General features: G+C 72.7%; 17 protein-coding genes. 12 read left to right on the forward strand and 5 right to left on the reverse strand.

What is annotated here, in order from left to right; all coding sequences use genetic code 11:
• Nucleotides 1-138: 138 nt before the first annotated feature.
• The 4 genes from ftsY (at nt 139) to NON00_RS20660 (ending at nt 5845) form a co-directional block, all read left to right on the forward strand.
• Nucleotides 139-1083 carry a signal recognition particle-docking protein FtsY gene (gene ftsY / locus NON00_RS20645; RefSeq protein WP_256024637.1) on the forward strand — a complete coding sequence of 315 codons (945 nt, stop codon included), beginning with the start codon at nt 139-141 and terminating at the stop codon, nt 1081-1083.
• 216 nt (nt 1084-1299) lie between these two features.
• Nucleotides 1300-2127 carry an endonuclease/exonuclease/phosphatase family protein gene (locus NON00_RS20650; RefSeq protein ID WP_256024621.1) on the forward strand — a complete coding sequence of 276 codons (828 nt, stop codon included), beginning with the start codon at nt 1300-1302 and terminating at the stop codon, nt 2125-2127.
• Nucleotides 2124-3656 (forward strand): phospholipase D family protein, encoded by a 1533-nt coding sequence (locus NON00_RS20655; protein ID WP_256024622.1) that lies wholly within the window; start codon nt 2124-2126, stop codon nt 3654-3656. Before NON00_RS20650 ends, NON00_RS20655 begins: the two co-directional genes overlap by 4 nt.
• Nucleotides 3657-3922: 266 nt before the next feature.
• The gene (locus NON00_RS20660) at nt 3923-5845 is read left to right on the forward strand and encodes an HWE histidine kinase domain-containing protein (RefSeq protein ID WP_256024623.1); all 1923 of its coding nucleotides are present in this window, start codon (nt 3923-3925) and stop codon (nt 5843-5845) included.
• A gap of 92 nt (nt 5846-5937) precedes the next feature.
• On the opposite strand, the gene NON00_RS20665 is transcribed toward NON00_RS20660, so the two are convergent.
• From NON00_RS20665 to NON00_RS20680, 4 genes are all read right to left on the reverse strand, one after another.
• A complete protein-coding gene (locus NON00_RS20665; RefSeq protein WP_256024624.1) occupies nt 5938-6408 on the reverse strand; it encodes a DNA polymerase III subunit chi in 471 nt (156 codons plus the stop codon).
• Entirely contained in the window at nt 6408-6575 is a 168-nt protein-coding gene (locus NON00_RS20670) for a hypothetical protein (RefSeq protein WP_256024625.1), read from the reverse strand. Before NON00_RS20670 ends, NON00_RS20665 begins: the two co-directional genes overlap by 1 nt.
• Entirely contained in the window at nt 6572-7885 is a 1314-nt protein-coding gene (locus NON00_RS20675; RefSeq protein ID WP_256024627.1) for a M17 family metallopeptidase, read from the reverse strand. Before NON00_RS20675 ends, NON00_RS20670 begins: the two co-directional genes overlap by 4 nt.
• A 172-nt stretch (nt 7886-8057) precedes the next feature.
• Entirely contained in the window at nt 8058-9536 is a 1479-nt protein-coding gene (locus NON00_RS20680; RefSeq protein ID WP_256024628.1) for a leucyl aminopeptidase, read from the reverse strand.
• Nucleotides 9537-9718: 182 nt separating this feature from the next.
• Between NON00_RS20680 and cysQ the strand changes: the two genes are divergently transcribed.
• The 8 genes from cysQ to rsmA all read left to right on the forward strand — a co-directional run bounded on the left by cysQ (nt 9719) and on the right by rsmA (nt 19720).
• Nucleotides 9719-10483, forward strand: coding sequence for a 3'(2'),5'-bisphosphate nucleotidase CysQ (cysQ, locus tag NON00_RS20685; protein WP_256024639.1), 765 nt, complete (start codon nt 9719-9721; stop codon nt 10481-10483).
• A 38-nt stretch (nt 10484-10521) separates the two neighbouring features.
• Nucleotides 10522-11472: an L-threonylcarbamoyladenylate synthase gene (locus NON00_RS20690; protein ID WP_256024640.1), complete on the forward strand. Its 951-nt coding sequence runs from the start codon at nt 10522-10524 to the stop codon at nt 11470-11472.
• 61 nt (nt 11473-11533) lie between these two features.
• Nucleotides 11534-12205 (forward strand): trypsin-like peptidase domain-containing protein, encoded by a 672-nt coding sequence (locus NON00_RS20695; protein ID WP_256024629.1) that lies wholly within the window; start codon nt 11534-11536, stop codon nt 12203-12205.
• Between the two features lie 231 nt (nt 12206-12436).
• Nucleotides 12437-13585: an LPS export ABC transporter permease LptF gene (gene lptF, locus NON00_RS20700; RefSeq protein ID WP_256024630.1), complete on the forward strand. Its 1149-nt coding sequence runs from the start codon at nt 12437-12439 to the stop codon at nt 13583-13585.
• Between the two features lie 5 nt (nt 13586-13590).
• Nucleotides 13591-14700, forward strand: coding sequence for an LPS export ABC transporter permease LptG (gene lptG, locus NON00_RS20705; protein WP_256024631.1), 1110 nt, complete (start codon nt 13591-13593; stop codon nt 14698-14700).
• A 381-nt stretch (nt 14701-15081) separates the two neighbouring features.
• Nucleotides 15082-17328, forward strand: a complete 2247-nt coding sequence (locus tag NON00_RS20710) for an LPS-assembly protein LptD (protein WP_256024632.1) — start codon at nt 15082-15084, stop codon at nt 17326-17328.
• A gap of 75 nt (nt 17329-17403) precedes the next feature.
• The gene (locus NON00_RS20715) at nt 17404-18861 is read left to right on the forward strand and encodes a peptidylprolyl isomerase (RefSeq protein WP_256024633.1); all 1458 of its coding nucleotides are present in this window, start codon (nt 17404-17406) and stop codon (nt 18859-18861) included.
• Nucleotides 18854-19720, forward strand: coding sequence for a 16S rRNA (adenine(1518)-N(6)/adenine(1519)-N(6))-dimethyltransferase RsmA (gene rsmA, locus NON00_RS20720; protein ID WP_256024635.1), 867 nt, complete (start codon nt 18854-18856; stop codon nt 19718-19720). Before NON00_RS20715 ends, rsmA begins: the two co-directional genes overlap by 8 nt.
• A gap of 68 nt (nt 19721-19788) precedes the next feature.
• Here the strand turns inward: rsmA and NON00_RS20725 are convergent, their stop codons facing one another.
• Complete coding sequence (locus NON00_RS20725; protein WP_256024636.1) at nt 19789-20901, reverse strand: hypothetical protein; 1113 nt, start codon at nt 20899-20901, stop codon at nt 19789-19791.
• Between the last annotated feature and the right edge of the window lie 84 nt (nt 20902-20985).

Here is a 20985-nt window from a genome sequence, read left to right on the forward strand (position 1 = left end):
GCCTCCGCCTGGCAGCCCGAGGCCGCCCCCGAGCCTCCCCCCCCCACGCCGGAACCCGCCCCGGTGGAGCCTGCCCCGGTGGTGGTGCCGGCCGCCGCCCCGGTCTGGCAGCCCGCCGCCGCGCCGCAGCCGCAGCCCGTGGCGCCCGCCACCGAGCCGGAGGAGCGCGGGGGTTTCTTCAGCCGCCTGCGGGCGGGGCTGTCGCGCTCCACCGCGCGGCTGACGGAGGGGCTGACCGGCCTCTTCACCCGGCGCAAGCTGGACGAGGCCGCGCTGGAGGAGCTGGAGGAGGCGCTGATCACCGCCGATCTTGGCGTGGCGGCGTCGCAGCGCATCGTCCAGCAGTTCCGCCGCAGCCGCTTCGGCAAGGAGGTGACGGGCGAGGAGGTGCGCGAGGCGCTGGCCGGCGAGATCGCCGCCATCCTGGAGCCGGTGGCGCGCCCGCTGGTGATCGACGAGGCGCGGCGCCCGCATGTGGTGCTGGTGGTGGGCGTCAACGGCACCGGCAAGACGACGACCATCGCCAAGCTGGGCCAGCAGTTCCGCGAGCAGGGCAAGAAGGTGGCCTTCGTCGCCGGCGACACCTTCCGCGCCGCCGCGGTGGAGCAGTTGCAGATCTGGGGCGACCGCACGGGCTGCCATGTCCACACGCCGGTCAAGCCGGGCGCGGATGCGGCGGGGCTGGCCTATGACGCGCTGAAATCCGCCCAGGCCGATGGCACCGAGATCCTGCTGGTGGACACCGCCGGGCGCCTGCACAACAAGGCCGCGCTGATGGAGGAGCTGCGCAAGGTCGTGCGCGTCCTCCAGCGCATCGACGAGAGCGCGCCGCACTCCGTCCTGCTGGTGCTGGATGCGACGACGGGCCAGAACGCCACGCAGCAGTGCAAGGTCTTCGCCGAGATGGTGCAGGTCTCGGGCCTGGTGGTGACGAAGCTGGATGGCTCGGCCAAGGGCGGCATCGTGGTGGCGCTGGCGCAGGAATTCGGCCTGCCGGTGCATGCCGTGGGCGTGGGCGAGAAGGCGGCGGATCTGCGCCCCTTCGAGGCGCGGGACTTCGCGCGTTCCCTGCTTGGCCTGTGAGCGCCCGCCTTCAGCCTTCCGCAACCAACTGAAAGAAAAAAGCAGGGGGTCCGGGGGAATTCCTTCCCCCGGCCTTTTTTTATCTTTCTTCCCGTTCCAGGCCCCCCGCCCATGCCCCACCCCTCGCGCCGCGCTTGGAAACCCCTGCTGTCTTTCCTAACTTCCCCCTGGCGCACCGCCCGCCCGGGCGTGGCGCCGGAGGAGGATTTCGCAGGCATGACTCCCCCCTTGCCGGATGGGCTGGCCGGGCTGCGGCAGGCGCATGGCATTCCCGCCCTGCCCGCCATCCCGCCTGACCCGGCCAGCACCGCGCCGCTGACCATCGCCTCCTACAACGTCCACAAATGCGTGGGCCTGGACCGGCGCTTCGACCCCGCGCGCATTGCCCGCGTGATCGCCGAGATCGCGCCGGACCTGCTGGCGGTGCAGGAGGCGGACCGCCGCTTCGGCCGCCGTGTCGGCCTGCTGGACACCGAGGCGCTGCGCGACATCGGGCTGACGCTGCTGCCGGTTTCCCGCCTGCCGGACGGGCATGGCTGGCACGGCAACGCGCTGCTGGTGCGGCGGGGGACGGCGCTGTCCATCCAGCGCCTCGCCCTGCCGGGGGCGGAGCCGCGCGGCGCGGTGATCGTCGAGATGGAACTGCCCGCCGGGCGGCTGCGCGTGGTGGCGGCGCATTTCGGCCTGCTGCGGCAGAGCCGGGCGCGGCAGGGCGCCGCCATCCTGGAGGCCATCGCCGCCGGCCCGGCCATGCCCACCGTGATGATGGGCGACCTGAATGAATGGCGCCCGGGCCGCCGCTCCTCCCTGCGCGCGCTGGAGCCGATGTTCGGCCCGGCGGGCTTTGGCCCGGCCAGCTTCCCGGCGCGGCTGCCGGTTTTCGCGCTGGACCGCATCCTGGGCTGGCCGCAGGGCGTTGTGCGGGATGTGACCGTGCATGACACCCCGCTGGCCCGCATCGCCTCCGACCACCTGCCGCTGAAGGCGCGGCTGAGCCTGGCCCCGGCCGTGGCCGGGCTGCCGGGCGTGGCGGCCGCCGCATGACCCCCGGCGCGGCGGCCCTCCCCCTGGCGCCCATGGCGCCGATTCTGGCCGCCGCGCCGCCGCCCGCCTCGCTGGCCGATGCCTGGGCCGCCGCCCTGCCGGAGGGGGCGGAGACGGGGCTCGCCCTGCTGGAGGACGGGCTGGAAGCCTTCCTGCTGCGCGCCACCGCCGCCCGCGCCGCCGGGCGCAGCCTGGACCTGCAATATTACCGCTGGTCCGACGACATCACCGGCGGGCTGCTGGCGCGCGAGGTGCTGGCCGCCGCCGACCGTGGCGTGCGCGTCCGCCTGCTGCTGGATGACAGCTACGCGCTGGGGGTGGAGCGGCGCATCACCCTGCTCGCCGCCCATCCGCGCATCGAGGTGCGGCTGTTCAACGCGGCGCGGCTGCGCTGGCTGGGGCAGGCCGGGATGGCGCTGGAATTCGCGCTCGGCGGCTGGCACCTCAACCACCGCATGCACAACAAGTGCTGGGTGGCGGATGGCCGCATCGCCCTGGTGGGCGGGCGCAACATCGCCGATGCCTATTTCGATGCCTCGGGCGATTTCAACTTCCGCGACCTCGACCTGCTGATCACCGGCGCGGCGGCGCGGCAGGCGCAGGATGCCTTCGACGCCTATTGGGCGAGCAGCCTGGTGCGCCCGGCCGCGCTGTTCCGCCAGACCGCCGCGCTCTGCGCCGCCGACCTCGCCCTGTTCCGGGCCGAGCTGGACGCCATGCCCGAGTCGGAGAAGGCGCGGCCCTATCTGCGCGCCCTGGCCGGACGCGGCGAGGCCAGACACGGCGCGGCCAGACATGGCGCCGGGGCCGCGCCGCAGCGCCGCGCCCTGCTGCCCGCCCGCGGCGCGGTGCGCGTCCTGGCCGACCCCCCCGCCAAGGCCCAGGGGCGCATGGTGTGGCGCGGCGCGCGGCGCGGCCTGGCCGGCGGCATCGCCCCCGCCATCGAAGCCATGCTGCGGGAGGCCCGGCGCGAGGCGGTGCTGATCTCCCCCTATTTCGTCCCCGGCCGGGACGGGTTGCGGCTGATCGGGCAATTGTGCCGGCGCGGCGTGGCGGTGACGGTCATCACCAATTCCCTCGCCGCGACCGATGTGGTGGCCGTCCATAGCGGCTATGCGCGCTACCGCCGCCACCTGCTGCGCTTCGGGGTGGCGCTGCACGAGCTGAAGCGCAGCGGCGCGCATGGCAGCGGCGTCTTTGGCTCGCGCGGGGCCAGCCTGCACACCAAGGCCATCCTGGTGGATGGGGAGGCCGTGTTCGTCGGCTCCTTCAACCTCGACCCGCGCTCGGCCAACCTGAACACCGAGATGGGCGCCTTCGCCCGGCAGCCGGAGCTGGGCGCGCAACTGGCGCGCGAGGCGGCGCGGCTGACCGACCCGCGCCGCTCCTATCGCCTCAGCCTGGGCCGGCTGCGCCGCCTGGCCTGGACGGACGAGACCGGCACCACCCACCAGGAGCCCGCCGCGCCCTGGACGCGCCGCCTGCTGGCGCGCCTCATCCGGGTGCTGCCGCTGGAAGCCCAGCTTTGATTCCTGGACACTTCTTTTTCTGAAGAAAAAGAAGCAAAAAGACTTTTTTCAGCTTAGCGTCCCGCTGCGCCGGGAGATGGCGGCAGCCTGAAAAAGGTTTTTTGGTTCTTTTTTCTAAAAAAGAACACTCTTCCAAAAACGTTTCTCAACCCATCCATCTTGCCTCGGCTGTCCCGCAAGAAAGCCGCTCTGATTGAAAATCAGGTGGAGCCGGCTCGCGTAAAGGTTTATAAACTTTTCGTGATCGCTTCAGGACGCCGCACCCCATGGCCTCCCGCCGCCTGCCTCCCTTTTCGCTGATCCTCGGCACGCTGCTGGCGCTGCTGGGCCTCATGCTGCTCCGCGGCTCCAGCGTGGACCGGGAGCGGGACCTGACCCAGGCCATGGTCCGGCTCTCCGCCGTCAATGCGCTGCAATGGGTGGAGAGCCGGCTGGGCCGCGAGATGGACATGGCCCTGCTGGCCCTGGAGGCGCCCAGCCCCGCCACCGCCGGCAAGGACAAGGCGCCGAAAGGCCCCGCCCTGCTGGAGGAGCTGCTGCGCCAGCGCGGCTGGCTGGCGGTGCAGCGCCGGGATGTGGAAGGCATCACCTGGTCCCACACCATCCTGCCCGGCGGCATGCCCTGGCCGCGTGACATGGCGGGCGAGGCGCGGGCGGAGAATTTCCAGCGCATGCAGGCCGGCCTGCCGCACGCGGCGGCGAATGGCCTGCCCGCCCACCTGATGCTGCATGCCCCGCTTCCCGTCTCGCTCGGCGGCGGCGTGCTGAGCCTCGCCCTGCCGCTGCCGATGCTGGAGCAGCTGCTGCGCGAGCCGGCCCTGCCCGCCGGCCTCACCCTGCGGCTGAGCGATGCCCATGGCACCCTGCTGGCGCAGCGCGGCACCACGCCGGACCTCTGGGTGGAGCGCAACCCCGGCACCACCACCGCGCCCCAGGCCAGCGGCCTGCTGACCGGCTGGCAGATGGCGGTGGAGGCCGAGGGCGGGGTGCCCGAGTGGCTGCCCCAGCCCTCGCGCCTGACCCTGGCCATGGGCCTCTCGCTGATGCTCACCCTGATGCTGGTGCTGGTGCTGGCGCAGAAGACGCGGCGTGGCCAGGCGGCGCAGCAGATGCTGGCCCGCGCCCTGGCCGAGCGCGAGGCGGAACGCCGCCTCTCCGACATCGCCGCCAACCTGCCCGGCGCCATCTACCGCGTGGTGCGCACGCCGGACGGGCAGATGGCCTTCACCTATATGAGCGAGGGCGTGAACACCCTGCTCGGCGAGCCGAGCGGCAGCTCCCCCAAGCACTCCCTCCAGCGCAGCCTGACGCGCGAGACGCGCGAGCGCGCCGAGGCCGCCCTGCACCACTCCGCCACCACCCTGACGCCGGTCTATCTGGAGGGCGATGTGGTGGCCGCCGATGGCCGCCGCCTCTGGCTGCGCACCATGGCCAGCGTCCACCCCCTGCCCGATGGCTCGGTGGTGTGGGACGGCGTGCTGCTGGACAGCACGGAGCAGCGCATGGCCGAGGAGCGCGCCACCCTGCTCGCCCGCGAGGTGGACCACCGCGCCAAGAACATCATGGCCGTGGTGCGCTCCCTCCTGCTGCTGACGCCGCGCGACGTGCCGCCGGCCCAGTTCGTCGCCAATCTCGACGGGCGGCTCTGCGCCATGGCCCGCGCGCATGACCTGCTGGCCGGCCAGGGCTGGGCCGGGGCGGAGCTGGAGGCCGTCGTCCGCCGCGAACTCGCCACCTATGACACGCATGACGGCTCGCCCAAGCTGGTGTGGCAGGGGCCGCAGGTGCGCCTCTCCCCGGGCAGCGTGCAGCCGGTGGAGATGATCCTGCACGAGCTGTCCACCAATGCCGCCAAGCATGGCGCCCTCTCCCGCGCCGGTGGCGTGGTGGAACTGCGCTGGGCCGCGGCGCCCCAGGGCGGCCTGCTGATCGACTGGCGCGAGAGCGGCGGCCCCGCCATCTCCGGCGAGCCAGGGCGGCACGGCTTCGGCTTCCGGCTGATCCACACGCTGGCGCGGCACCAGCTCGGCGGCGGCGCCACCTTCCTGTGGTCGGCGGAGGGGCTGCAATGCCGCATCCGGCTGGGGCAGGCCGCCATCGCCGCCATCGAGGCCATGCCGGAAGCCGCCACCCCGGCCAGCGATACCCCGCTCGATATCCCCGAGCCGCCGGCCCGGCAGGCCGTTTAGGCAAGAGAAAACAAAAAAGAATAAGGCTGGGGGGACAGGGTCCCCCCAGACCCCGCCTTGAGTTTCCCCGCCTTGAGTTTCCCCGCCTTCAGTTAGTCTGCCGGCTTCTCGGTGCCCGCCTTCCGCTCCCAGCCGCGCGCGCCCTGCTGCCAGTAGGTCAGCACATGGCCCGCCGCCCGCGCCGCCGACCAGCGGCCGCGCGCCGCCACCACCGCCGCCTCGTCCTGGCCGTCGAACAGGTCAAACACCCGGTCGAAGGCGCCCAGCTGCGCGCTGTCGGCGCCATCCACCAGGAAGAGGAAGCGCGCGCCATTCGGCGCCTCATCCTCCAGCGTCAGCCAGATGGGTTGCAGCGGGGCATGGCCGCCGGTGGAGGCCGAACCATGCGGCAACCAGTCCGGCTCCGGGCAGAGCCAGAGCGAGGCATCCAGGCTGGCCAGCCGCGCCGGGTCCCCCAGCTTCACCACCGCCCGCCCACCGCCCGAGAGCACCCGGCCCAGCAGCTTGGGCAGCGCCGCCTCCATCGGGGTCCGCGTCAGGTGGTAAAAGCCGATCTCGCTCATCATCCCGCCTCATCTGGCGCCGCCAGCGGGCGCTCGCCCAGCGACTCGAAGAATCGCGGCAGATCGCCATCCGGGTCCTGCACCCGGAAGGGCCGGCTGCCCGCCTCCACCGCGCCAGTGCGATACCAGACCTCTTCCAGCGGACGAAAGAGCGGCGCGCCCCTCACGCGCGGTGGGCCTCCTCGAAGCGGCTGGCCACCAGCCGGTCCAGCAGCCGCACGCCGAAGCCGGTGGCGCCGGGGCGCCCCTCTCCTTCCCCCTCTGGGCGGGTGGCGAGGCCGGCCATGTCCAGATGCGCCCAGGGCGGCGGCGCCTCGCCCAGCGCCTCGCGCAGGAAGGCGGCGGCGTGGCAGGCATCGGGCTGGCCCCGCCCGCTGGCGCATTGCCTGAGGTCGGCGATGGCGCTGGCGAGGTCGGCACGGTGCGAGGCGGCGATGGGCAGCGGCCAGACGGGTTCCCCCACCGCCTCCCCCGCCGCCGCCACCGCCGCCAGAAGCGGCGCATCCGTGCCGAACAGCGCGGCGCGGTGGTGGCCGAGCGCGGTGATGGCGGCGCCCGTCAGCGTCGCCACATCCACCACCGCCGCCGGGCGGAAGGCGCGCACGGCATAATGCAGAGCATCGGCCAGGATCAGCCGGCCCTCGGCATCGGTGTCCACCACCTCCACCGTGCGGCCGGAGAGCAGGGTCAGCACATCGCCGGGGCGGTAGGCGGCGGCGCCGATGGCGTTCTCCGCCAGCGGCAGCACGGCGGCGGCGGGGGCGGGGCTGTCGCGCAGCGCCAGCGCCAGCATCGCCCCGGCACAGGCGGCGGCCCCGGCCATGTCGGCGCGCATCGCCGCCATCCCGGCGGCGGGCTTGAGGGAGAGGCCGCCCGTGTCGAAGGTCACGCCCTTGCCGACGAAGACAACCGGCGGCGCGGCGATCCGCCCGGCCCAGCGCAGCACCACGAGGCGCGGCGGGTTGGCCGAGCCCTGCCCCACCGCCAGCAGGCCGCCAAAGCCCGCCGCCGCCAACCGCCTGCGCCCCAGCACCTGCACGGCGATGCCGTGGCGCTCCAGCCCCTCCAGCCGCTGCGCGAAATCGCGCGGGGTGAGGAGATTGGCCGGGGCCTCCACCAGGCCGCGGGCGAAGGCAGCGCCCTGGAGCACCGCCCAGGCGCGGTCCCACAGCGGCACCAGCGCCGCCGCCTCCTCATGCCAGAGGTCGAGCCGCGCCGTGAGCGGCAGGCGCATCGCCAGCCCGGTGGCCAGGGCGACGGCATCCGCCGGGGCGAGCGCGGTGCCCTCCACCACGAGATCCGCCACCCCCTCGGGCAGGGCATCGGCGGCACGGCGCCCGGCGGCCTCCCAGTCCGGCAGGCCGGGCACCAGCAGGGAATCGGCCTCGCGCCGCAGGGCGCCGGCGAAGACGGGGCGGATGCGGAAGCGGCGGGCGGATTTGCGGCCCAGCCGGTCGCGCAGGCGCAGGCGCATCATGGGTGGGGGCCGCTCTTGAGAGGGGCTCTGCCCCTCTCAAACTCTCCCCGCCAAAGGCCTGAGGCCTTTGGAAACCCTTTCTGAAGGCGGGTGCAGGGGGCCCTGCCCCCTGCTGGGGGAGTTTGAGGGGGCAAAGCCCCCTCAACCCCACCTCTGGCCCCTGGCGAACACCTCATCCCTCGTAGTGATCGGCCACGAGGCGGTCGAGCAGGCGCACGCCGAAGGCGGTGGCGCCCTTCGGCACCGTGGCCGAGTCCTTGGTGGCCCAGGCGGTGCCGGCGATGTCCAGATGTGCCCAGGGGGTATGGCCTTCCTTCGTGTCGATGAAGCGCTGGAGGAATTGCGCGGCGGTGATCGAGCCGCCCGGCCGCCCGCCCACATTCTTCATATCGGCGATGTCGGACTTGATCTGCTTGTCATAGGCATCGCCGAGCGGCATCCGCCACAGCTTCTCCCCCACCGCGGCGCCGGCGGCGGTGAGCTGCTGCGAGAGCGCGTCGTCATTGGCGAAGAGGCCGGCATGCTCATGGCCGAGGGCGATGATGATGGCCCCCGTCAGCGTCGCCAGATCCACCATGAAGCGCGGCTGGAAGCGTTCCCGCGCGTACCACAGCACATCGGCCAGGACGAGGCGGCCCTCCGCGTCGGTGTTGATCACCTCCACCGTCTGGCCGGAATAGGTGGTGACGACATCGCCCGGGCGCTGCGCGGTGCCGGAGGGCATGTTCTCGACCAGCCCGACCAGCCCGACGGCATCGACCTTCGCCTTGCGCCCGGCCAGGGCGGCCATCAGCCCGATCACCGTGCCGGCGCCGGCCATGTCCCACTTCATGTCCTCCATGCCGCCGGCGGGCTTGATGGAGATGCCGCCGGTGTCGAAGGTCACGCCCTTGCCGATGAAGGCGACCGGCGCCGCCGTGCTGCCCTGCGGCGCGCCCTTCCAGCGCATCACCACCATGCGCGGCTCCTGCGCGCTGCCCTGCGCCACGCCGAGCAGCGCGCCGAAGCCCAGCTTGCGCATCTCCTTCGGCCCCAGGATCTCCACCTGCACGCCGAGCTTCTCCAGCCCCTTGCAGCGCTCGGCCATCTCGGCCGGGGTCAGCACATTGGGCGGCTCGCTGACGAGGTCGCGCGTCAGGAAGACGCCATCGGCGATGGCGGAAAGCGGCTGCCAGGCGGCCTTCGCCGCCTCCGGCGCGGTGGTGGCGAAGGCGAGGCGCACGAGCTTCGGCTTGTCCTCCGCCGCCTCGCGCGTGCGGTATTTGTCGAAGCGGTAGCCACGCAGCCGGGCGCCGAAGGCCAGGGTGGCCACCAGCGGCGCCTCCAGCGCGGCGGCGTCCACCACCGCCTCCGGCTCGGCGCTCACCAGCGGCCAGAGCGCGCCGCCCGCCGCCTCCACCGCCGCGGCCTCCGCCGCCGCCCCCAGACCGATGGCGACGACGCGCGACAGATGCGCCCCCGGCGCCCAGAGGGTGCAGCTCTGCCCCTTCTTCCCCTTGAAGCCGGCGGCCTCCAGCCCGCGCGCGATGGCGCCCTGGCAGGCGGCATCCGCCTCCGCCGCGAGGCCGGAGAGGCTGAAGCCCTCGGCCAGCGGCAGCACCAGGGCGCCGGCCTTGGGCAGGGTGGCTTTGACGAAGAGGAAGTCGGTCATGGCATGTCCCGTGCGTTTTTGCTGGTGCTGTGCGGAGCCTGTCACGCCCGCGTCAGGTTGCAAGAGCCGCCGCCCGCCAGCGGCGGGCGGCCCCGAAAGAAAAAAGATAGGGGGTCCGGGGGGAATTCCTTCCCCCCGGCTTCTGTCTTGTTGACGCTCTGGTGCTACACCCTTCCCCCGACATGACCGACGCAGAACTCCTTGCCCTGGCCTCGCGTCTGGCGCGCCACGCGTCCGACGCCATCCTGACCGTGCGCGCCGCCGGCTTCGCCGTCGAGCACAAGGACGACATGAGCCCCGTGACGGCGGCCGACCGCCTGGCGGAGGCCATCATCGTCGAGGGGCTGCGGGAGGCCACGCCGGACATCCCCGTGGTGGCGGAGGAGGAGGTCTCCGGCGGCGCCGAGCTGACGGCCACGCCGCGCTACTGGCTGGTGGACCCGCTGGACGGCACGCGCGAATTCGCCGCTGGCCGGGCTGAGTTCACGGTGAATATCGGCCTCGTCGAGAAGGGCGTGGCGAAGCTCGGCGCCGTGGCCATTCCGGCCGCGTCGGAGGTCTTCACCGGCATTGTCGGCATGGGCGCCTGGAAGGAGGACGGCGCGGGCAATATCCGCCCCATCCAGGCCCGGCGCGTGCCGGAGGAGGGCCTCGTGGTCATGGCCAGCCGCCACTACAAGGACGACCCGAAGCTGCCCGCCTTCCTGAAGGGCAAGAAGGTGCAGAGCATCATCCAGATCGGCTCGGCGGTGAAGTTCTGCCGGCTGGCCGAGGGCGTGGCGGATGTCTATCCCCGCTTCGGCCGCACCATGGAATGGGACACGGCGGCGCCGGAGGCGGTGCTGGTGGCGGCCGGCGGCCGCGTCGCCCGCTTCGATGGCAGCCCGATCGGCTATGGCAAGCCGGGCTGGGAGAACCCGCCCTTCCTCTGCCAGGGCGCCGCGTGAGCGCAGGCGTGACGGAACTCCTCCCCGCCGGCGGGGGCATGGCCCCGGTGGCGCGCGCGGCGGCGCTGCTGCGGGCGGGCCAGCTGGTCGCCTTCCCCACCGAGACGGTCTATGGCCTGGGCGGCGCGGCGCGGGACGCGGCGGCGGTGGCGGGCATTTTCGCCGCCAAGGGGCGGCCGCATTTCAACCCGCTGATCAGCCATTTCCCCGATGCGGACACGGCCTTCGCCGAGGTGCTGGCCGATGGCCGCGCCCGCGCCCTGGCGGCGGCCTTCTGGCCCGGCCCGCTGACGCTGGTGCTGCCGCGCGCGCCGGGCTGCGCCATCGCCGAGCTGGCCACCGCCGGGCTGCCCAGCCTGGCCGTGCGCGTGCCAGCCCACCCGCTGGCCCAGGCGCTGCTGCGGGAGGCCGGGGTGCCGGTGGTGGCGCCCTCCGCCAACCGCTCCGGCGCCGTCTCCCCCACCACGGCGGCGCATGTGATGGAGGGTCTGGCCGGGCGCATCGCCGCCGTGCTCGATGGCGGGCCCTGCGCCGTGGGGGTGGAGAGCACGGTGGTGGACCTCACCGGCCCCGTGCCGCTGCTGCTGCGCCCCGGCGGCGTGCCGGAGGCGGCGCTGGCGGCCCTCATCGGCCCGCTCGGCCGCCCCGCCCCCGCCAGCGCCGAGGATGCCGCCCGCCCGGCGCCGGGCATGCTGAGCTCGCATTATGCCCCGGCCCTGCCGGTGCGGCTGGACGCCACCGCCGTGGCGCCGGGCGAGGCGCTGCTGGCCTTCGGCCCCGCCCTGCCAGGGGCCGGCGCCCTCTGGCAGCTCAGCGAATCGGGGGATACGGTGGAGGCCGCCGCCCGGCTCTTCGCCGGGCTGCGCTGGCTGGATGCGGAGGGGCAGCGCCTCGGCCTCTCCGGCATCGCCGCCATGCCCATCCCGGAGGAAGGGCTGGGCGCCGCCATCCGCGACCGACTGGCCCGCGCCGCCGCGCCCCGTGGCTAGGGAGGTTCTGGCTAGGAAGGTTCTGGCCAGGGGGGTTCTGGCTAGAGGGGTTCTGGCCCTGGTGGCGGTGCTGCTGCTCGGCGCCTGCGCCACCGCGCCGTCCCCGCCCAGCGCCGCCCTGCCGCCCACCCCGCCGCTGCCGGGCGCCGCGCCCTTCCTCGCCACGCTGCGCGCCGGCACGCCGGGCTGCACCGCCACCGGCAGCGCCATCCATCTGGGCGGGGGCTATTTCGTCACCGCCGCGCATCTGGTGGATGGCACCCAGTCCCTGCTGCGCCGCTGCCCGGCCACCGGCCATCTGGTCCTGCGCCTCGGCGGTGGGGAACTGGCCGCCCAGGTGGTGCGCCAGGGCCAGGCCGATCTGCGCGCCGGGCTCGGCACCTTCTATCTGGGCGGGGCGGATGCCGCGCTGCTGCGCGCCCCGGAACCGCCCGGACTGCCCGCCCTCTCCCTCTGCGCCAGCGGGCCCGTGCCGGGGCAGGCGGTGCGCCTGCTCACCGCCCGGCGCGACGCCACCGCCCGCATCGCCGGGCTGATGCGCGAGGCCGACCCGGCCCATGGCGGCTATGCCGAGCTCGCCCTGCCGCTGGAGCCCGGCGAATCCGGCGGTGCCGTGCTCGATGCCGCGGACCCCTGCCTGCTCGGCCTCATCAGCCACCGCGAGGATGCCGCCAGCGGCACGCGGACGCGCATCGTGCCGGCCGAGGTGATGCAGGGTTTATTCTATAGGTAAATTCTTCTTTTTCTGAAGAAAAAGAAGCAAAAAGACTTTCTTTCAGGCTGCCGCCGTCTCCCGACACGGCGGGGCGCTGCACTGAAAAAAGTTTTTTGGTTCTTTTTTTTCAAAAAAGAACATTCTTTTTCTGCATTTTCTTCCCGGACCCGTCGGCGCTTGGCGCCCGGCGGCGCCCGGCCTACATGCTCCCGGCCTGTCCTGGCCCGCGCAGAGGTGGCCCCCGCCCGCATGACACGTCTCGACCGCTACCTGTTCCGCCAGCTTGGCATCACGCTCCTGGCCGTGACGATTGGCCTCGCGGCCCTGGTCTGGCTGACGCAAAGCCTGCGCTTCATCGAGCTGGTGCTGGACCGCGGGCTGTCCTTCGCGGTCTTCATCGAGCTGACGGGGCTGCTCCTGCCCAGCTTCTTCGCGGTGATCCTGCCGATCACCACCTTCGTCGTCACGCTGTTCAGCTATGTGCGGCTGAATGGCGACCGCGAGCTGGTGGTGATGCGCGCCGCCGGCCTGTCGGACTGGCAGCTGGCGCGGCCGGCGCTGTTCGTCGCCACCCTGGCCACGGCGCTCTGCATGGCGCTGCAGACCTGGCTGGTGCCGGTCAGCCACGCCGCCTTCCGCAGCTGGCAGTTCGAGATCCGCAACGAGATGGCCGCCATCCTGCTGCAGGAGGGCGTCTTCTCCAGCCTGGGCGATGACCTCACCGTCTATGCCCGGCGGCGCGAATCGGATGGCACGCTGCGCGGCATCCTGGTGCACGACCTGCGCGAGCCGGGCAACCCGGTGACCATCATGGCCGAGGAGGGGCGGCTGCTCTCCACCCCCTCCGGCCCGCGCGTGCTGCTGCTGAACGGCCAGCGCCAGCAGCTGGAACCGGCGGCCGAGGGCCGCCCGGCGCGGCTCTCCGTGCTCTCCTTCGCCGAGAACAGCGTGGACCTCGCCACCTCCTCCCGCACCCAGGCCGATGTGGCGCGCAACCGCGACTCGCGGGAACGCTTCGTCTCCGAATTGCTGGACCCGGACCCGGCGGAAAACCTGCCGGAGCGTGACATCCGCAAATTCCGCGCGGAAGGGCACCAGCGCCTCGCCTCCCCCTTCACCGCGCTGTCGATGGCGATGGTGGGGCTGGCGGTGGCGCTCTCCAGCGGCTTCCGCCGGCATGGGGACTGGCGGCCGGCGGCGATCGGCGTCGGGCTGGTGGTGGTGCTGCTGGCGCTCGGCCTCTCAGGGGGCAATCTGGCGGCGCGGCACAACCGCTATATCCCCTTGATCTGGCTGCATGCGCTGGGCCCGGCCCTGGCTTCGGCCTGGGTGCTCTCGGGCCTGCCGGGCTGGCCGCGCCGCCGCCCCGCCCCGCCCGCCCGTGACCTGGAGGGCTGAGCGTCGTGGCCTTTTCCTTCACCCTCTCCGCCTATATCGCGCGGCGTTTCGCCGGCATGGCGCTGGCGATGACGGCGGCGCTGGCCTCGCTGGTCGCGCTGTTCGACTTCATCGAGCTGCTGCGCCGCGCCGCCACCCGGCCGGAGGCCACCTTCGCCCTGGTCTCCAGCATCGCCGCGCTGCGGCTGCCCTATGTGGTGCTGCAGATCCTGCCCTTCGCCGTGCTGCTGGGCGGCATCATCGCCTTCTGGCGGCTCTCCCGCGCCTCGGAGCTGGTGGTGGCGCGCGCCGCCGGCATCTCCGCCTGGAGCTTCCTGCTCGGCCCCGCCATCGTCGCGCTCTGCATGGGGATGCTGGCCATCACCGTGGTCTCGCCGCTCTCCGCCGCCATGCTGGCGCGGGCGGAGCGGATGGATGCCACCTATCTCCGCAATGCCACCGGCCTGTCCTCCCTGGCCGGGGGCAAGCTCTGGCTGCGCCAGGCGGATGACGGGATCGAGCCGGGTGGCGTCGCCATCCTGGCCGGCACGCCGGAGGTGACGCCGCAGGGCTTCACCCTGCGCAATGCCTCGCTGTGGCGGCTCTCCAGCAATGACCGGCCGCTCTCCCGCGTCGAGGCGCCGCGGGCGCGGCTGGAGCCGGGCGCCTGGACGCTGGAAGAGGCGGTGACCTTCGGGCGGGACCGCCTGCCCTCCGCCCCCGCCGCGCTGCGCATGCCCACCAGCCTGACGGCCGACCGCATCGAGGAAACCTTCGCCAGCCCGGACACCCTCTCCTTCTGGGCGCTGCCGGGCTTCATCGCGGTGCTGGAAAGCGCCGGCTTCTCCGCCGTGCGGCACCGGCTGACCTTCCACTCCCTGCTCTCGCTGCCGCTGCTCTGCGCGGCGATGGCGCTGCTGGCCGCCGGCTTCTCCATGCGCCATGCGCGGCGCGGCGGCGTTGGGCGGATGCTGGGCCTTGGCATCGCCGCCGGTTTCTCGCTGTTCCTGCTCGACAAGGTGGCCGAGGAATTCGGCCAGGCGGGCACGCTGCCGGTGGCGCTGGCCGCCTGGGCGCCTTCGGTGGCTGGCCTCCTCCTGGCCCTGACCCTCCTCCTCTACCTCGAAGACGGCTAATTTTTTCAGCTGCCGGTCAGGGCCGGGACGGGGGGCGCGGCACTTGGCCGGGGCGCTCCGGCCCAGGGGAGCGACCAAGGGGGGGGGACGCCAGGGTGCTTTCTGATGGCGGGGTCCGGGGGGACCCTGTCCCCCCGGCCGGAGGGTCTGGGAGGGCGGAGCCCTCCCAGCGACAACGACCCGGGTCTGGGAGGGCGGAGCCCTCCCAGGTTTTCTTTCAGTCCGGGTCTGGGAAGGGCGGATCCCGCCGGGTTGGAGCACGGGTGATGGTCAAGGCTCTCGCCGTGCTGCCCCGAAGCGGGTAAGGAAGGCGGCATGGATCGAGCCATGCGCGATGCCGGAGGCCGCCCGGCAGGCAAAAGGAATGGCATGAGGAATGACATGGCTGGGCGGCCCCGCCCCGGCTGGCGCTGGCTGCTGCTGGGCAGCGCGGCCGTTCTGAGCCTTTCCGCCCTGGATCTTTCCCCCCTGGGTCTTTCCGCCGGGGTGGCCTTGGCGCAGAACCAGGGCGGCCCGGCGCCTGCCGGTGGGGCGCGGCAGGACGGCAACGCCCCGGTCACCTTCACCGCCGAGGAGGTGGAGTATGACCAGGAGAAGAACCTGGTCATCGCCCGCGGCGCGGTGGAGGCCTGGCAGAATGAGCGCATCCTGCGCGCCGACCGCTTCACCTATGACCGCAACACCGGGATTGCCGTGGCCGAGGGGAATGTCCAGCTCCTCCAGCCTGATGGCCAGGTGCTCTTCGCCGACCGCGCCGAGCTGTCGGCCAATCTGCGCGACGGGGTGGTGGAGGGGCTGAAGGCCCGGCTGGCCCAGAATGGCAAGCTGGTGGCCAATGGCGCCCGGCGCACCGATGGCAGCATCCTCGACATGACGCGGGTGCTCTATTCCGCCTGCGACCTCTGCGCCGATGATCCGCAGGCGCCGCCGCTCTGGCAGCTGCGCGCCCGGCTGGCGACGCAGGACCAGGCCGAGAAGCGGCTGCGCTACCACGATGCCTCGCTGCTGGTCGATGGCTTCCCGGTCTTCTACACGCCCTATCTCTCGCACCCCGACCCCTCGGTGCCGCGGCAGTCAGGCTTCCTGACGCCAACCCTGGGCAGTTCCAGCTTCCTCGGCGGCTTCGTCGAGACGCCCTATTACTGGGCGATCGACCCGAGCCAGGAACTGACGCTGACGCCGACCTTCTCGACCAAGCAGGACCCGGCGCTGGGCGCGATCTACCGGCGCCGCTTCAACTCGGGCGAGATCCAGGCCAGCGGCTCGCTCGGCGAGCGCGGCGGCGCGGCGAGCGAGGACGGCCTCGGCGGCCACATCTACAGCAAGGGCGTCTTCGCCCTGGACGAGCACTGGCGCACCGGCTTCAACCTGAACCGCGCCAGCAGCCAGGCCTATCTGCGGGCCTGGCGCTACCCCGCCCCGCGCGAACTCTCCTCCGACGCCTATCTGGAAGGCTTCTGGGGCAGCGAGAGCTATGTCCGCATCGATGGCCGCGCCTATCAGGGCCTCTCGGTCAATGACGATGTCAGCCAGACGCCGGTCGTTCTGCCGAACCTCTTCGCCGACCACGCCGTCGGCCGTGACCGCTTCGGCGGCTACCTGACGACAGATGCCAGCGCCTTCGCGCTCTACCGCGACAAGGGCACCGACACCCGGCGCCTGGCCACCCGCTTCACTTATGAGCTGCCGAAGATCGACCGCTGGGGCGATGTCTGGACGCTGCGCGCGCAGGGCGACCTGATCGGCCGCTCCGCCGATGATCTCAGCATGGCGCCCAACTACGCCAGCAGCAGCAGCTACAACGACGTGGACGCCAATATCCGCATGGCGCTCGACTGGCGCCTGCCGATGGCGCGCAGCGCCGGCGACTATGGCACCCAGCTGATCGAGCCGCGGGTGCAGTTCGTCACCGGCCCGGCGATGGGCCGGCAATCGCTGATCGCCAATGAGGACAGCATCGACTTCGAGTTCAGTGACGCCAACCTGTTCTCGCTGAACCGCTTCCCCGGGCGGGACCGGCAGGAGGGCGGCAGCCGCGTCGACACCGCCTTCCGCAGCGCCTGGATGTTCCCCAATGGCGGCCAGCTGGAGGGGCTGCTCGGCCGCTCCTTCCGGGCGGACAGCGAAAGCGTCTTCGAGGCCGGCTCGGGGCTGGAGGGGCGTTCCTCCGACTGGGTGGGCCGCGTCAGCCTCTCCCCCGTGCCCTGGCTGGACCTGACGACGCGCGGGCGCTTCGACAAGGACGATTTCTCCGCCCGCATGGTGGAGGCGCGGGCGCAGATCTCGGTCAGCCCCGTCTCCTTCGGCGTGGGCTACCTCTACACCATCCCCTCCACCTCCTCGCTGATCTCGACGACGGAGCGGCGCGAGGTCTCGGGCAATGTGCAGGCCCAGCTCGGGCGCTACTGGCGCTCCGGCACCTATGGCCGCTACGACCTGGAGTCGGGCCGCCCCGTCTCCACCGGCGTCAACCTCACCTATGAGGATGAGTGCCTGATCTTCGACACCCGCTTCAGCAAGATCTACGCGGACCCCAGCTCCTCCTCGAACTACTACCCCTCCTCGACGGCGCTGCTGTTCCGCGTCTCCTTCAAGACGATCGGCGATTTCGGCTTCCGCGCGATCTGATCGACCGGCCGCCGCCGCCCGGCCCCGCGAGGAAGGGGCTGGCGGAGACGGCCCGCCCGGCCTAGGAAAACCGCCATGCGACGTGCCCGCGCCCTCACCTCCCCCGCGACCTCCCGCGCGTCCACCCGCGCTTTGGCGGCCTTCCTGCCCACGCTCCTGGCCTTGCCGCCCTTGGCCGCGCCGCTGATGGCCGCCTCGCTGATGGGCGCCTCCCTGATGGGCGCGGGGCCGGCCCAGGCGCAGCCCGCCGGGCGCGCCGCGGCCCCCGCCCTGCCGGGCGGCGCCGCCGCGCCGCAGCCGGGGAGCCAGGGGGGGAGCCAAGGGGGGGGCCAGGGGAGCGGCCAGACCAACAGCATCGTCGCCGTGGTGAATGGCGACATCGTCACCGCCGGCGAGGTCGCCGGCCGCGCCCGCCTCTTCGCGCTCAATGCCGGCATGGGCCCGGCGCCGGATGTGGTGGAGCGGCTGCGCCCGCAGGTCACCCGGCTGCTGGTGGATGAGCGGCTGCGCATGCAGGAGGTGCAGCGCCGCGGCATCCCCGTCCCCGATGAGGACGTGGCCGAGGCGGTGAAGGAGATCGAGGCCCGCAACGGCCTGCCCGCCGGCGCCCTGGTGGGGCAGCTGCGCGCCACCGGCATCGCCCCGCGCGCGCTGTTCGACCAGATCCGCAACCAGATCGGCTGGTCGCGGCTGGTGCGCAGCCAGCTCGGCCAGCAGGCGCAGGTCAGCCCGGCCGAGGTGGCCGAGGCGGTCGCCGCCCACAAGGCGCGCACCGGCCAGCCGGAATACCTCGTCTCCGAGATCTTCATCCCGGTGGACGACCCGGCGGCCGAGCCGGAGGTGCGCCGCTTCGTCGAGGATGTGGTGGGCCAGCTGCGCCGCGGCGTGCCCTTCCCCGCCGCCGCCACCCAGTTCAGCCAGAGCCAGACGGCGCTGCAGGGCGGTGACATGGGCTGGGTGCGGCCGGAGGAGTTCGACCCCGGCGTGGCCCGGCTGATCCAGCAGATGCCGCCCGGCGCCATCGCCAACCCGCAGCGCGTGCCCGGCGGCTTCCAGATCGTCGCCCTGCGCCAGAAGCGCGAGACGGGGCGCGACCTCGCCACCCTGGTGACGCTGCGCCAGGCCTTCTTCCAGTTCACCAGCGCGCTCGACCCGCAGAACCCGACGCAGCAGCAGATCCAGGCGCTGGAGCGCGCCCGCGCCCTCCAGGGCCAGGCCTGCCCGGCGGTGGAGGCGGCGGCGCGCGGCTCCACCCGCCCGGCCGATCCCGGCGGTCCGCTGCCGCTCGAGCAGATGCAGCCGCCGCCGCTGCGCGCCATCGTCTCCGGCCTGACGCCGAACAAGGCCAGCCAGCCCCTGATCACGCCCGAGGGCGTGCTGGTGCTCGCCGTCTGCACGCGCGAGACGCGCAACCTCGCCGAGCTGACGCCGGACCAGGCGCGGCTGCAGATCCTGCGCGACCGCATCGAGCTGACCTCGCGCCAGCTCCAGCGCGACCTGCGCCGCCGCGCGCAGATCGACATGCGTGGCTGAGGGCGCCATTTCCACGCCCCTTCCCCCGCCCCTGCCCCCGCTGGCGGAGACCATCCGCCGGCACGGGCTGGCCGCACGCAAGGCGCTTGGCCAGCACTTCCTGCTGGATGCCACGCTCTGCGCCCGCATCGCCTCCATCGCCGCGCCGCTGGAGGGGCGGCATGTGCTGGAGGTCGGCCCCGGCCCCGGCGGCCTGACCCGCGCCCTGCTGGACAGCCCGGCGGAGCAGGTCGTCGCCGTCGAGCTGGACCGCCGCGCCATCGCCGCGCTGGAGGAGGTGGCCGCCGCCTATCCCGGCCGGCTGCGCGTCATCGAGGGCGATGCGCTGAAGGTGGATGCGGAAAGCCTGCTGCCGGCGCCGCGCCGCATCGTCGCCAACCTGCCCTACAATGTCGGCACGCCGCTGCTGCTCGGCTGGCTGCACCGCGCCGAACTGTTCGAGAGCATGACCCTGATGTTCCAGCAGGAGGTGGCGGAGCGCATCACCGCCGCCCCCGATACGGAGCATTACGGGCGGCTCGCCGTGCTGTCGCAGTGGCGCTGCGACTGCCGCATGACGCTGCGCCTGCCGCCCGGCGCCTTCTCGCCGCCGCCCAAGGTGTGGTCGGCCATCGTGCACCTGGTGCCGAAGCCGGGGCCGTTCGATCCCGTGCTGATGGCGGCGCTGGAGCGCGTCACCGCCGCCGCCTTCGGCCAGCGCCGCAAGATGCTGCGCTCCAGCCTCAAGCCGCTCGGCCAGCCCGAGGCGCTGCTGGAACAGGCGGGGATCGAGGGGACAAGGCGGGCGGAGACGCTCACCATCGGCGAGTTCGAAAGGCTCGCCCGGCTGGTGGTGGCGGCAGGGGGCGCCGCCCCCTGACCCCCGCCGGGGTGGCAGGGCCACCCCCCATTTCCTTTGGGGACCCCACCTTCAGGAAGAACCCGCCTTCAGAGGAAGGGGCGGCTGCGGAATTCGGTGCTGGCCAGGATGCCCCGGCGCATCGCCAGCACGCTGTTGCTGCCAAGATTGCGCTCATAGACGGCCTCTTCCGGCGCGCGGTCGAGCAGGAGGCGGTAGAGGGCGCTGATGTCCTCGCGCGTCAGCAGGCGGTCCGGGTCCCAGTGGCGGGCGCTGTAGCGCGCCAGGAAGTCGTCGAAGGCCTCGGCGCGGAAGCTGCGGAAATGCTGCTGCTGCTCCAGCAGCAGCCGGCTGATCTGCTTCTCCGTCACCGGCCCCAGCGGCAGGTCGGCCTGCTGGCGGGGCGTCATGCGGTCATAGCCCAGGGCCTGGAAGCGGGCGGTGCTGAAGGAGGCCCCGCGCTCGCCGATGTAGCGGGCGAAGCAGGCATCGACCATCACCCGCGCCAGGCCGAGCTGCGCCGCGGCCAGGGCCTTCACCGCATCCTGCGAGGATTTGTCGATCGCCATGTCGAACTGCGCCATCCAGCGGAAGACGCCGAGATGGTTGCGGTGCGGGTAGTCGTTGCGGCCGATGAGGGCGTGGTAGGGGGCGAGCCATTCGCTGATGCGCCGCCAGGCATCGCGCCGCAGGGCGAAGCCCCAGTGGTGGTCCAGCGGCACGAGGCGCAGCCGGTCCGGCCGCGGTTCCAGCCGGTGGTCGCCATAGGCGGCGAAATAGGCCACCTGCGGGAAGGGCGCGAGGGCCTCGCGCAGCCGCTCCATCATCAGCAGGTAGACGGGGCCCAGTTCGAGGTCGTCCTCGAAGAAATAGGCCATGCTGGCATCGAGCGCCTCGAAGGCCAGCCGCTCGCCGCGCCGGATATTGCCGCTGATGCCGAGATTCTCCGGGCTCTGCACCACCTGCCCGCGCGGGAACACCTCCCGGAAGGCGGCGACGCTGGCGGCGAGCGCCGCATCCTCCGCGTAGCGCACCCCGGATTTGCGCGAGACGGCGCCATCCTGGAGCAGGAAGATGCGCGTCTCGTCGATCTCCACCCCCTGCTGCGCCTTCAGCGATTCGCAGAATCGGCGCAGATAAGGCGCCCGCTCAAAAGCGAAGATGATGATGGGCAGATCGATCCGGCGCCGGCTCTCGCTCATCCACGCTCTCCCCACGGCCCGCCGGATGCCAGCGGCATCCGGCCCTGACAGAAAAAGAAGGGGGTCCGGGGGAATTCCTTCCCC

The sequence above is a fragment of the Roseomonas sp. GC11 genome, assembly GCF_024437745.1.
GTDB lineage: Bacteria > Pseudomonadota > Alphaproteobacteria > Acetobacterales > Acetobacteraceae > Pseudoroseomonas.